This is a genomic window from Paenarthrobacter aromaticivorans (genome assembly GCF_019038615.1).
In the GTDB taxonomy this organism is placed as follows: Bacteria; Actinomycetota; Actinomycetes; order Actinomycetales; family Micrococcaceae; genus Arthrobacter; species Arthrobacter aromaticivorans.
On sequence record NZ_JAHOPC010000002.1, the window covers coordinates 114,196 to 126,974 of the forward strand.

Genomic DNA, 12,779 nt, shown 5'->3' on the forward strand with positions numbered 1-12,779 from the left:
TGCCTACTGGACGTGCAGCGTTGTACAAAGAGACACAGAGTCCCCACACCGCAATCATGGCGTTAGCGACGCCATGACCAGGGGTGCATGGGGGCACCGAACTTTGCCACTGCGAAAGGAACATGCCGTGTTTGAACGGATATCCGGCTCCCTCCTGGACCCCGAGGCGCTCTATGCGAGCAACATCGAGATTTTCCACAGCCCGGAACTGCGGGGGCTGAATATGGTCATGGGTTTCACGGGCTTTGCCGATGCCGGTCATGTAGTCAGGCAGATCAACGCGGAACTCCTGGACCAACTCGACGCTGAAGTGGTAGCCATGTTCGACGCCGACCAGCTCATCGACTATCGCTCACGGCGCCCCCACATCAGCTTCGTCGAAGACCATTTGCAGGACTATCAGGCACCCAAGCTGGCGCTCTACAAGCTCACGGACGGCCTGGGCCAGCCCTTCCTGCTGCTCGCCGGCTTCGAACCCGACTTGCAGTGGGAGCGATTCTCCCGTGCCGTCGTGGGAATCGTGGAGAAACTCGACGTCAACCTGGTGACTTGGATTCACTCCATTCCCATGCCCGTACCGCATACGCGCCCGGTGGGAGTAACCGTTCACGGCAACCGGCCCGAGCTCATCGAAGGTATCTCGAGCTGGAAGCCAACGGTCGAAGTCCCCGCCGCCATTGGCCATATCCTTGAACTCCGGCTCACCGAGGCTGAACGCCATGTTGCTGGCTATGTCATTCACGTGCCCCACTATCTGGCTGAGGCCGAATATCCTCCAGCGGCGGTGGCAGGGCTGGAGTACCTTGGCGCGGCCACATCCCTAATGCTTCCCACTGACCGGCTTCGGGAAGCCGGCCGGGAAGTAGGCCGGCAGATTGCGGAGCAGATTGAAGCCTCCGAGGAAGTGCAGGCTGTAGTCGCCAACCTGGAGGCCCGGTACGACGAAAAATCCGAGGGCATCGTCCGGCGTTCGTTGCTCGCCGATGAGAACGACGAACTGCCCAACGCCGAGGACATCGGAGCGGCTGTGGAGGCATATCTGGCGCGTAAAGACTCGCCTCAATAAATCAGCTTTGAACCGTTGGCGGGCATAATTGAGGAGTGACTGCTCCCCGCGCCTGGCTCATCTGGACGATCGGCGTCTTTGCCTACCTGGTGGCCGTAGCACAGCGAACCTCATTTGGTGTCGCGGGTTTGGAAGCAACAGAACGCTTCCATGCCAGTGCTTCGGCCATCTCCTTTTTTACCGTCTTGCAGTTGCTTGTCTACGCCGGCTTGCAAATCCCGGTCGGCGTCCTGGTGGACAGGTTTGGATCGCGGGTCATGATTGCCGGCGGTGCCATCCTGATGGGACTGGGGCAGTTGCAGCTCGCCTTCGCCGATAGCATCCCTGGAGGGGTACTGGGGCGTGTCCTGGTGGGAGCCGGTGACGCCATGACATTCATCTCCGTCATCCGGCTCGTTCCCTTGTGGTTCAGTCCGGCCAGGGTCCCCGTGGTTACCCAGCTGACCGGAATGTGCGGGCAGTTGGGCCAACTCTTCAGCGTGGTGCCTTTCGCCTTGCTCCTTCACTCTGCCGGCTGGACGCCCGCCTTCATGTCACTCGCGGCGATGTCCGTGCTGGCTGTCGTCCTGGTCCTCGTGCTGTTGCGGGACCAGCCTCCCGGGCATCCCCCGCGGGAGACCGGGCAGGGACTTCGGGCTACCGGAGTCTCCTTGTCACGCGCTTGGAAGCAGCCAGGCACCCGGCTTGGCTTGTGGAGCCATTTCACCGTCCAGTTCAGTGGCAACCTCTTTGCAATGACATGGGGTTATCCGTTCCTCCTCTCTGCCCAGGGGCTTGATGCGGGGACGGTCTCGGCTTTGATGGCCTTGTTCGTGGCAACCGCAATCGTCTCGGGGCCTGGATTTGGGCGGTTCGTCTCCAAACACCCAATGCGCCGCTCAGCCATGGTCCTGCTGATCACTGCGTCTACTGCGCTGGCTTGGGCGGCAGTGCTCATCCTTCCTGACCGGGCGCCACTGTGGCTCCTCGTGATCCTGGTGGTGGTGTTGGCAGTTGGCGGCCCGGGCTCCATGATTGGCTTCGACTTCGCGCGGACGTTCAATCCTTCCCACCGTATTGGTACCGCGACAGGCATCGTCAACGTGGGCGGGTTCATCGCTGCCTTGGTGGCGATCTACCTGATTGGCCTGGTCCTGGACGTCCTGAACGCGAGCGGATTCTCAGGCGGGGACTTGTACGGCCTTGATCCGTTCCGTGTAGCCCTCAGCGTCCAGTTTGTCCTGCTGGGCATCGGGACGGTCCTTATCATGCTGACCCGACGGAAGGTGCGGTTACAGATGGCCGAGCAGGGCGTCCACGTGCCTCCGTTGGCTGCAGCCTTGGCCCGGCAGCGCCGCGAAAGGATCGAGCGCCGGCGTGCTGCACGTGCGCAGTCTGATGAAGGAAGCAAGGAATAACTGCAGGCACCAACCTCCGGGTAAGGGCATTTTCGTGGTTAGTCCTTATGTGGCCACCTTTATCCACATAAGCGTGATGGTCTCTGTTTTCAGCCAGTGGCGTTGCCCAAGCTTGAAGCATGACCACCAAAGAGACGCTGAGCATTCATCAACCAGAAGACATCCTGGGTTACATCCCGCATTTGTTGGGCTATTGGCCTGAGGACAGCCTTGTGGCCATCACGATGCAGGGGAAAATGCTCGGAGCCGCTCTCCGCGTCGACCTGCCTGCCCCTGCTTCGAACCGCATGCTTGCTGATTTTGGGGAGCACGTACTTCATTACTTAGCGGCGGACACCCTTGCCGACGGCGTGGTGCTTGCACTTTACACCGGCGACGGTTGGGAGGACGGCATGGTTGTCACCCAAACACTCCCACTGCTGGCTGAACTTCAGGAAACACTTGGCCACGCTGATTTGCCTGTCCGGGATGCGTGGTTGGTTGGTCCTGAGTATTGGCGCGGCGCATTCTGCTTCGACCAGGAGTGCTGCCCGGCGCCGGGCCTGCCGATAGAACAGATCCGGAACAGCCGGCTCAGCGCAGAGATGGTCTATCGAGGCAGTACCATCGGAGCTTCTCCAAGGAGCAAGCAAAATTCACCCGTTCCGGGACGTCCGGGTGCCCTCGATCCCGCAGTGTCGGAAGCCGAGTCGGATTTTGCCCAACGGATGCGAACGTCATGGCGCAGTGGGAGGTGCCTTGATGCCGTACTGGCGGTGTGGCGTCAGGTGCTGGACAACGCCCGCATCCGTCCCAACAGCGAGACCTTAGATTTGCTCACGCCGCAACTCGTGGGCTTCCTCAGGTCCACCCTTGCTGTGCCCGGATGGCGGGACGCTGTCATGATCATGGCGGCTGCTGGAACCGGTTCCGCTAGGGCAGGGGCAGCAGCGTTCGGATTGTGCAGTAGCGATGATGGCTCTGAGCCACTTCCCTTCGACGCCGGAGAGTTGGCATTGCCCCCAACCGACACCCATGAAGGGGCTGGGGCGGCCCTTGAATCAAACGGGATGCTCAGCATCTATGCCTACGCAGACATCCTTCTAGGCATTGAACCAGTTATTCCCGACTGGGGGCAGCTTGATGCCCTGCAGCGCGTCTTGTCGTACCTGTACGTCCAAGGAGAAAGGGGAGAAATTGCTGCAGCTGCATTGACCTTGCAAGGCTGGATTGACTGGTGCAAGGGGAGTGGGTCCTCTGCACACGCTTGCCTCATGCATGCCAATTCGGCGAGCCCCGGTTACAGGCTCGCCGCATTGCTGGACGAGATTCTGGGGCACGGCAGCATCTGCGACTGGGCAAGTCGTCCCGAGTCCGCCTGGGGGACCCATAAAGGATCTCTTCGATAGCCATTACGCTTCATCAAGCGTGGGATTCATAAAACCGTGAGACAATGGATGCCGAGACCCGGTTGGGTCCGCGTTTGAATGCCCGTAATGGGCCCGGAATCCGGGAACATTACGGTGTCGTTGGCAGTTGTACATAGTGACTCTGCAGACGGCGATCGCATTTGAAATTGATCGCGGACTTGACAGGGTCATAGTGGTGTTGCCCGCATGGTGATTCCACAGACCGCCGCTAGAAAGGTTTTCTGTGACCCCGTCTTCCGTCGAGAAGGAACCCGCCGCCCAGGCCGAACTGTCCGCTGAGGAAAACAAGGCGGCCACTTCGGCAAAGCGTGCGGCGACACGTGTTGCCACCAAGGCCTCAGAGGACACCTCTGACAAGCCGGCACCAAAGAAGCGTGGACCCAAGCCCGGCGCCAAGGCCGCGGCTGAAGCCGCGAACAAGTCTTCGGATCCCGAGGCCGACACCGAAGAAGTGGCTGTCGAGGACGAGGATTTCGATCCCGCAGCAGCTGAGGAAGTTGAAGTCGGAGACGACGATGTCGAGGACGGCGCCGTAACCGGCAAAGACAAGGCAGCGCCCTCCGGATCCGGATTCGTCTACTCGGACGCCGATGACGACGACGCCCCTGTCCAGCAGGTCATGTCGGCCGGTGCCACGGCTGACCCGGTGAAGGACTACCTGAAGCAAATCGGTAAGGTCGCCTTGCTGAACGCCGAACAGGAAGTCGATCTGGCGCTTCGTATCGAAGCCGGCCTGTTTGCTGAAGAGAAGATCAACGCCGACGACGGTTCCATGGACCCGAAGCTCAAGCGTGAACTTGAATTCGTTATCCACGATGGCAAGCGGGCCAAGAACCACCTGCTCGAAGCCAACCTTCGCCTCGTCGTTTCCTTGGCCAAGCGCTACACCGGCCGTGGCATGCTCTTCCTGGACCTCATCCAGGAAGGCAACCTGGGCCTCATCCGCGCGGTGGAGAAGTTCGACTACACCAAGGGCTTCAAATTCTCCACGTATGCCACGTGGTGGATCCGCCAGGCCATTACCCGCGCCATGGCTGACCAGGCCCGCACCATCCGCATCCCGGTGCACATGGTGGAAGTCATCAACAAGCTCGCCCGTGTGCAGCGGCAGATGCTTCAGGACCTGGGCCGTGAACCCACGCCTGAAGAATTGGCGCTGGAACTGGACATGACGCCTGAGAAGGTCGTGGAGGTCCAGAAGTACGGCCGTGAACCGATTTCGCTCCACACGCCGTTGGGTGAGGATGGCGACTCCGAGTTCGGTGACCTCATCGAGGATTCTGAAGCTGTTGTTCCGGCTGATGCCGTGAGCTTTACGCTCCTCCAAGAGCAGTTGCACTCGGTTCTGGACACACTGTCCGAGCGTGAGGCCGGAGTCGTAGCAATGCGCTTTGGCTTGACCGATGGCCAGCCTAAGACTTTAGACGAAATCGGCAAGGTCTATGGCGTTACGCGTGAGCGCATCCGCCAGATCGAATCCAAGACCATGTCCAAGCTGCGGCACCCGTCCCGCTCGCAGGTCCTGCGGGACTACCTGGACTAAAGAGGTCCACTCACAAACGTTAACGGCCCGATCGGACTATCCGATCGGGCCGTTACCTTTTTTGGGGCATCCTGGCTTCAAACTAAACAGGGCCCCTCCCGGATGGGAGGAGCCCTGTTCTTGCTCGAAGTGATGTGGCAGGAGAGTGTCCAGCCTTACCGCCAGCCCTGTCTAGTCGACCGGAACGGGTGCCTTCTCGTTGAGGCGCTCGGTCTCATCGTGCCAGTCGGAGGTCAGGGGCCGAAGCGTGGCCTCAACTGCGCGTGCGTGGTGGCCGCAAAACAGCAGCTCACCGCCGGAGGACTCGAGTACAACGCGGACATATGCTTGAGCCCCGCAACGATCGCATCGGTCAGCTGCGTTCAGTGTGCGGTCTGCAACTGCTGTTGTCATGTCGGCCTCCTTAGTAGTTCTGTACATCCATATAACCAGTATTCGGAGCAGAACCATGGCAAGGATGGATCACTTTCGCTGTCCGCGTATCACATGTGCGTAACGTAACGAAGTAGAATGCCGGTTTCCGGGAGTGGCAACGGGTGCCGATGGGGGACCGCGACTAGCCTAAGATGGGCAGTGTTTGCCTTGAGATATACCCCGAAGGAGCACACCGCGAGTGGCACCGAGTTCTGAATACAACGCCCGGCATCTATCTGTCCTGGAGGGCCTGGAAGCCGTTCGCAAGCGCCCGGGCATGTACATCGGTTCCACCGACTCCCGTGGCCTTATGCACTGCCTGTGGGAGATCATCGACAACGCTGTTGATGAGGCCCTGGCCGGCTTCGGGCATGACATCAAAGTCATTTTGCATGCAGACAATTCGGTCGAGATTCATGACGACGGCAGGGGCATCCCTGTTGACGTCGAACCGAAGACGGGACTGTCCGGCGTCGAGGTTGTCTTCACGAAGCTGCACGCAGGCGGTAAGTTCGGCGGCGGTTCCTACACGGCCTCCGGCGGCCTCCATGGCGTGGGCGCCTCCGTAGTCAACGCTTTGTCCAGCCGGCTGGACGTTCAGGTCGATCGTGGCAGCAAGACGTACCAGATGTCTTTCCGCCGTGGTGAGCCGGGACGTTTCATTGATTCCGGCGCCAAGCCCAGCCCCAACGCGCCCTTCGAGCCGTTCGTTGAAGACTCTGTATTGGACGTAGTTGGCAAGGCCAAACGCGGGGTCACCGGTACAAGGGTGCGGTACTGGGCCGACCGCCAGATTTTCACTCCCGATGCCAAGTTCTCTTACGATGACCTCACATCGCGTGCACGCCAGACGTCGTTCCTGGTCCCGGGATTGAAGATCACTGTCCGCGACGAGCGCAAGCTCGCGGGCACCCCCGGTGAGAACGGTGTGCATGAGGAAGTCTTCCACCATGACGGCGGCATTTCGGAATTTGTGGAGTTCCTCGCGGCCGACTCCGGCGTGACTGACGTGTGGCGCCTCCACGGCTCGGGGAAGTTCAAGGAAACTGTCCCTGTCCTTGACGAAAACGGGCACAGCAAGATCGCCGAAGTCGAACGCGATTGCGAAGTCGATATTGCCTTGCGTTGGGGGATCGGTTACGAGACCACGATGCGCAGCTTCGTCAACATCATCGCCACGCCCAAGGGCGGGACGCACCAGGCGGGCTTCGAGGCAGCACTGCTGAAAACCTTCCGCAAGGCCGTGGAAACGAACGCCAGGAAGCTGAAGGCAGGCAACGACAAAATCGAGAAAGACGACGTCCTGGCCGGCCTCACCGCTGTGCTCACAGTCCGCTTGGCCGAGCCACAGTTCGAAGGCCAGACCAAGGAAATCCTTGGCACGTCCGCTGTTCGCGCCATCGTCGCCAAGGTGGTCGAGCAGGAAATTTCGAGCAGGTTGTCCTCTGCCAACCGCAATGACAAAGCACAGTCGGCGCTGTTGCTGGAAAAGATCGTGGCGGAGATGAAGTCGCGCATTTCGGCCAGGGTGCACAAGGAGACCCAGCGCCGAAAGAACGCACTGGAAACCTCCTCGATGCCCACCAAGCTTGCCGACTGCCGCACTGATGACGTGGCGCGATCCGAACTCTTCATCGTTGAGGGTGATTCCGCACTTGGTACAGCCAAGCTGGCCCGGTCTTCGGATTTCCAGGCCCTGCTTCCTATTCGCGGCAAGATCCTTAATGTCCAGAAGGCGTCTGTAGGGGACATGCTCTCCAACGCAGAATGTGCTGCACTCATCCAGGTTGTCGGCGCAGGCTCAGGCCGGAGTTTCGATCTTGATGCAGCGCGTTACGGCAAGGTCATCCTGATGACGGATGCCGACGTCGACGGCGCGCACATCCGCACGCTGCTGCTGACGCTCTTCTTCCGCTACATGCGGCCCATGGTCGAGGAGGGTCGGGTGTTCGCCGCAGTTCCGCCCCTTCACCGCGTGGAGGTCATTAATCCGGGCCAGAAGGCCAACGAGATGATCTATACGTACTCCGAGGCAGAATTGCATGTTCTTCTGGCCAACCTTGCCAAGGAGGGCAAGCGCTACAAGGAGCCCATCCAGCGTTACAAGGGCCTGGGCGAAATGGACGCACAGCAGCTCGCCGAGACCACTATGGATCCGCGCCACCGGACCCTTCGGAAGGTCGGCATCGACAGTGCCCAGCGTGCTGAAGAGGTCTTCGATCTCCTCATGGGCTCGGACGTCGCGCCCCGTAAGGAATTCATCATCGCAGGGGCAGCGACGCTGGACCGGGAACGCATCGACGCCTAGGTTCAGACCCGCGGTTTCCGGCCCGTTTTCGTGACGGAGCCGGAAACCGCAGAAACCGGTGCCGCAAAGGCCGCTGCTCCTACCGCCAGAGCCAGTGCACCCAGGCCCCAAGGGAGACCCGCGGCTACGGCAACCCCGCCCACCAACAAGGGACCGCCGGCGTCGCCAAGCTCCCGGCCAAGTTCAGCCGAACCCATCGTGCGGCCGAGGCGTTCCGCGGGAGTCGCATCGGCCAAGTGCGCGAAGGCCACTGGGGTGGCAATGCCAATTCCCAAGCCGATAAAAACGGCAGCACAGTAGATCGGGACGGCGCGATACATGGCGCCGTCCGTAGCCAGTGCTCCGGGTAGAAGGCCGGCGATGAGTACGCCAAGGACTATGGCCAGCAAGCCGGCCACCATGCTTGGCCGGTCTGCGAGGACTCCCCGATCCCGCAATCGTCCGATCCTTGGCTGGACCAGCGATGACGCCAGGGCCAATACCGTTACGACGGCGACGCTGCCGGCGGTGCCGAGCCCTTCGCGTGCGGCCAGCGCCGGGAGAAAGCCTACTGCTGCGCCCAAGGCGCCAGTAGAGGCCGCCAACACCACGGTAGGTCCAAGGAATGATCGCTCGGTACTTTGCTTCCAGACATCAATGATGGTGTATCTGGGGCGGGGCAGGGGAGCCAAGCGCGGCACCGTGATGATCGCCCAGACGGCTACGGCCAAGCCCACAAAGGAGAGGATAAGGAAGAGCAGACTGAACCCGCCTGCGATGATCGCGACAGCGCCCAACAGAGGACCGATCGCGTAGCCAAGGCCCTTCCATGAACCATAGCGGCCAAAGTAGCGCCCGGTATGTTTGCCTGCCAGTCTGGCAACGCCTGCAGAAGATGCCGGCGAGAATGCCGAGGCAGCCATGCCTTGGCCAAGACGCGCTGCGGCCAGCATGAACGGTTGGTCGGCCCACAATCCGATCAGGGACGCGGCTGAGAAGGCCAGGAGCCCTCCGACGATCACGGGTTTGGGCCCGATGCGGTCGCTGACGGCCCCAAAGACCGGTTTGAGGAAGACTTCCGCGACGTCGTACAGGGCCAACAGGACGCCCAGGCCAAGCAGGCTCAAACCGATGTCCGCGCTTTCGGCGCCAAGTCCGGCGGCCACGGCGTGGGCTCCAAATGCGGTGGTGAAGCCGGCCGCATAGAGGGGCCATCGGCGGCTGGGGGATATGTCTGCTCTCAAGCCTGACTTGTCGTCGTTCACGCCTCTCAATCTAGGGCAAATGGGCGTTGGTCGTGACCGCTTTGGAGGGGTATTCGTCGTTGGTCCATGACGCCACTCTTCCCTAAAGGATCCAGCACCGTGCCCCTGCGGAAACTTTCGTCCTTAACCAAGCATCCCCGGGACAATAAGGAGTCCCGTGGGTACGGCGAGGAGCAAGGCGGACGTGGCCAAGACCAGGGCGCGAAGAGCGGTGGCGAGCGGAGGCTCTGGTGAGAGAAGGCGGCTGACGCGTGACGCCGTCGTACGCGGTGAATCTGCCCCTCCGGTGGCGCTGATGCTGCCGCCTTCGACGACGGCGCCCACGCCGCTGAGCGCCCGCGGGCTGAGTGGCTGGCCGCCCGGCCCTGGCGTTGAGGACCCGCTGGAGACTATGGCGATGGCCTTGATCAACGTGCCTTTGCTTTCGGTCCTGAGCGCGACGTCGTCCGCAAGCATTTCAATCAGGGAGTTCACGGCTGTCTGGGCAAGCCGTGTGGTGGGGAACCAGGGGAGTGCCTGCCGCCATGCTGCGAACGCCCAGAGCAGGAGATCGTGACGCTGGGAAAGGTGGGCGTTTTCATGGATGAGCACAGCCCGCAACTCCGCAGGTTCCAAGGCGGCCATGAGGCCGTCGGACAATACCGTCACCGAACGTGCGCCGCCGGGCAGGCAATAGGCCACAGGGGAGTCGTGGTTGATCACTACGGTGCCCGGGCCGTCGTCCGAGGGTGATGCCAGAAGCGTGAGCAATTCGCGGTGTCGCCTGCGTTGCCGTTCAATCTTGTAGTAAGTCAACAGCAGGGTGAACACCAAGTGCGCCGTTAAGAGTGCGGCCGCAGACAGGGCGAAGAGGTGCCAGAAGCCCAGCACGGTGGTTGGCTCATTGTTGAAAACCATGCCGGCCAGGCTCCTGAGGCCCGCAATCAGGTTGTCGCCGGTCGGTTCCAGTCCGTAGACCAGCATTGCGCCGATCATGGACAGGCCACCTGCGAGGGCAATGGCCTGCCAGAGGACCATTGCGGTGAATGGTGAGCGGGCAGGCCATTGCGCGCGCGAAAGCAAAACGGGTACCGGCCACGCCAGTATCAAAGCCAGGACCGCCAGGAAGTATGAGGTCCAGAACATACTGGCTAATTGTAGCCGAGCAGTTTGCGCAGGGTAGCGGCTTCACTTTCGGAGACTGAGCCAATGAAGCGGGCAAGGACTGCTTCGCGGTCGGGAGCTGAGCCAAGGACTTCGTGCATGAGTTCCGCAGTGTGGTCAGCACGGCTCGAAACGGCCTGGTAGCGGTGTGGGCGGGTGCCGCGTTCGCGTTCCACCAGGCCCTTCTTCTCCAGCCTGGAGAGCACGGTCAGGACGGTGGTCACTGCCAGGTCTTTGCCCTGGTGTCCTGCTGTGCCGTCGCCGGCTTCGGAGTCCTGCGCGAGAAGATCACGCAGGGTGTTGGCAGTTGCAGCCTCTTGACCCGCCCAGAGCAGGTCCATCACTGCCCGTTCCAGTTCCCCAAGACTCGCCATCAATACTTCCCTACCTTCCGCGTCCCGGTGGCAAAAGCCGCAACCCGGGAGCGATGATCCAACATTCCACAATAAATCTACCGCTTTTCAGGCCTTCATTCTACGTGAGGTAGAACTATCGGCGCGCCGCGGATGTGGATTCACCCTTGCAGGTGCGTAACGCCACTTGAAGAATGGGCATGTGGTTCGGCTACTTGTTCTACACTGTGTAGAACAATAGTTTTCTACGCAACGTAGAAGTAAGCGCACCGCACTTCGGGCCGCCGGACAAAGGACAGCCATGGACGCCTTGGAAATCGCACGCTGGCAATTCGGGATCACCACCGTCTACCACTTCATGATGGTGCCCCTTACCATCGGCCTTGGCCTGGTGGTGGCCGTCATTCAGACCCTGTGGTACCGCACGGGAAAGCCCGAGTATCTCCGGATGACCAAGTTCTGGGGCAAGCTCTTCCTCATCAACTTCATCATGGGTGTGGCAACCGGCATCGTCCAGGAATTCCAGTTCGGCATGGCCTGGAGCGAATACAGCCGGTTCGTTGGTGACGTCTTTGGCGCACCGCTGGCCCTCGAAGCCCTTCTGGCCTTCTTCGTCGAGTCCACCTTCCTTGGACTCTGGATCTTTGGCTGGAAGCAACTCAAGCGCGGTGTCCATCTGGCATGCCTTTGGATTGCCGTGATCGGTTCCGTCTTCTCCGCCTACTTCATCATCGTGGCCAATTCGTGGATGCAGCACCCTGTGGGCGTTGAGATGGTGGATGGCCGGCCCGTCATGACGGACGCCTGGGCGGTCTTTACCAACAACACTGCGCTGGTTGCCGTACCGCACACTCTGTTCGGTGCCCTTGGTGTTGCCGGTGCCTTCCTGCTCGGCATCGCCTGGTACCACTTGTGGCGCCGTCGCCATGACGGCATTGACGTAATTGGCGCGGACGGCCGGCTGGTCGCCGGCGAGGCCAACATCCCGGGCCGCGACAAGGGTGACTACACCGTATGGATCCGTTCCCTTCGGATCGGCGCCGTGGTGGCGATGATCTCCTTTGCCGGCACTGCCCTCACCGGAGACCTGCAGGGCAAGCTCATGTTCGAGCAGCAGCCCATGAAAATGGCTGCCGCGGAGGCAGCATGCCACGACGGCACCGGCTTTTCCGTACTGAGCGTCGGCAACCTGGGCGCCAAGAACTGTGACGACATTGTGGCTGTCATCGAAGTGCCCGGGATCCTTTCCTTCCTCGCCAAAGGCGACTTCACCACCGAGGTGAAGGGCGTGAACAGCCTGCTTGGTGAGTACAAGGAGAAGTACGGCACGCACTTGCCGGACAACCCGCTCTATGGTGACCGGGCCGGGCAGGAAATCCAGTACGTGCCCGTCATGGAGGTCACTTACTGGGGCTTCCGGATGATGATCGGCTTCGGTGGCGTCGCCGCCCTGGCAGCGCTGATAGCGCTATGGGTTACCCGCAAGGGCGTCGTCCCTGGGTCAAAGTGGCTCATGCGCCTTGCCGTCTTCGGAATCCTGGCACCATTCGGGGCCAACGCCGCTGGCTGGATCTTCACGGAGATGGGCCGGCAACCCTTCGTCGTAGCCCCAAACCCTGATATGAACGGCATTGACCAGGTCTTCATGTTCACCGCTGCTGCCGTTTCACCCGGTGTCAGTGCCGGCGAACTCATGACCTCCCTGGTTGTGCTGACCGCCATCTACGCGGTCCTGCTGGTGGTGGAAGTCAAGCTCCTGGTCAAGTACGTCCGTGGCGGCGTCGCCTCGGCAATGCCCGAACTCGCCCACACCAAGGGCGAGGACCGTGACAAGGACGACGACGGCGCACCCGGCCCCGACAAAGCCGACGACGTCCTGGCGTTCGCTTACTAGAAACAGAG

General features: G+C 61.1%; 10 protein-coding genes. 6 read left to right on the top strand and 4 right to left on the bottom strand.

Annotated elements, in window-relative coordinates:
• Nucleotides 1-127 precede the first annotated feature (127 nt).
• From KSW38_RS04075 to KSW38_RS04090, 4 genes are all read left to right on the top strand, one after another.
• Nucleotides 128-1,066, top strand: a complete 939-nt coding sequence (locus KSW38_RS04075; RefSeq protein ID WP_216923036.1) for a proteasome assembly chaperone family protein — start codon at nucleotides 128-130, stop codon at nucleotides 1,064-1,066.
• 35 nt (nucleotides 1,067-1,101) lie between these two features.
• Nucleotides 1,102-2,463: an MFS transporter gene (locus KSW38_RS04080; RefSeq protein WP_216923039.1), complete on the top strand. Its 1,362-nt coding sequence runs from the start codon at nucleotides 1,102-1,104 to the stop codon at nucleotides 2,461-2,463.
• A 119-nt stretch (nucleotides 2,464-2,582) separates the two neighbouring features.
• Entirely contained in the window at nucleotides 2,583-3,851 is a 1,269-nt protein-coding gene (locus KSW38_RS04085; RefSeq protein WP_216923041.1) for a DUF4192 domain-containing protein, read from the top strand.
• 244 nt (nucleotides 3,852-4,095) lie between these two features.
• Nucleotides 4,096-5,415, top strand: a complete 1,320-nt coding sequence (locus KSW38_RS04090; RefSeq protein ID WP_216923043.1) for an RNA polymerase sigma factor — start codon at nucleotides 4,096-4,098, stop codon at nucleotides 5,413-5,415.
• Nucleotides 5,416-5,586: 171 nt separating this feature from the next.
• On the opposite strand, the gene KSW38_RS04095 is transcribed toward KSW38_RS04090, so the two are convergent.
• A complete protein-coding gene (locus tag KSW38_RS04095; RefSeq protein ID WP_021473125.1) occupies nucleotides 5,587-5,808 on the bottom strand; it encodes a DUF7455 domain-containing protein in 222 nt (73 codons plus the stop codon).
• Nucleotides 5,809-6,028: 220 nt separating this feature from the next.
• Between KSW38_RS04095 and KSW38_RS04100 the strand changes: the two genes are divergently transcribed.
• Nucleotides 6,029-8,137 (top strand): DNA gyrase/topoisomerase IV subunit B, encoded by a 2,109-nt coding sequence (locus KSW38_RS04100; protein WP_216923045.1) that lies wholly within the window; start codon nucleotides 6,029-6,031, stop codon nucleotides 8,135-8,137.
• Between the two features lie 2 nt (nucleotides 8,138-8,139).
• Here KSW38_RS04100 and KSW38_RS04105 read toward each other — a convergent pair whose 3' ends face one another.
• From KSW38_RS04105 to KSW38_RS04115, 3 genes are all read right to left on the bottom strand, one after another.
• Complete coding sequence (locus KSW38_RS04105; RefSeq protein ID WP_308169283.1) at nucleotides 8,140-9,381, bottom strand: MFS transporter; 1,242 nt, start codon at nucleotides 9,379-9,381, stop codon at nucleotides 8,140-8,142.
• Between the two features lie 123 nt (nucleotides 9,382-9,504).
• On the bottom strand, nucleotides 9,505-10,506 hold the full coding sequence (locus tag KSW38_RS04110) for a M56 family metallopeptidase (RefSeq protein ID WP_216923047.1): 1,002 nt from the start codon (nucleotides 10,504-10,506) through the stop codon (nucleotides 9,505-9,507).
• A gap of 5 nt (nucleotides 10,507-10,511) precedes the next feature.
• Nucleotides 10,512-10,898 carry a BlaI/MecI/CopY family transcriptional regulator gene (locus KSW38_RS04115; RefSeq protein WP_189016115.1) on the bottom strand — a complete coding sequence of 129 codons (387 nt, stop codon included), beginning with the start codon at nucleotides 10,896-10,898 and terminating at the stop codon, nucleotides 10,512-10,514.
• Nucleotides 10,899-11,178: 280 nt separating this feature from the next.
• Here KSW38_RS04115 and KSW38_RS04120 point away from each other — a divergent pair, with 280 nt between their 5' ends.
• On the top strand, nucleotides 11,179-12,771 hold the full coding sequence (locus tag KSW38_RS04120; RefSeq protein ID WP_216923049.1) for a cytochrome ubiquinol oxidase subunit I: 1,593 nt from the start codon (nucleotides 11,179-11,181) through the stop codon (nucleotides 12,769-12,771).
• Nucleotides 12,772-12,779 lie beyond the last annotated feature (8 nt).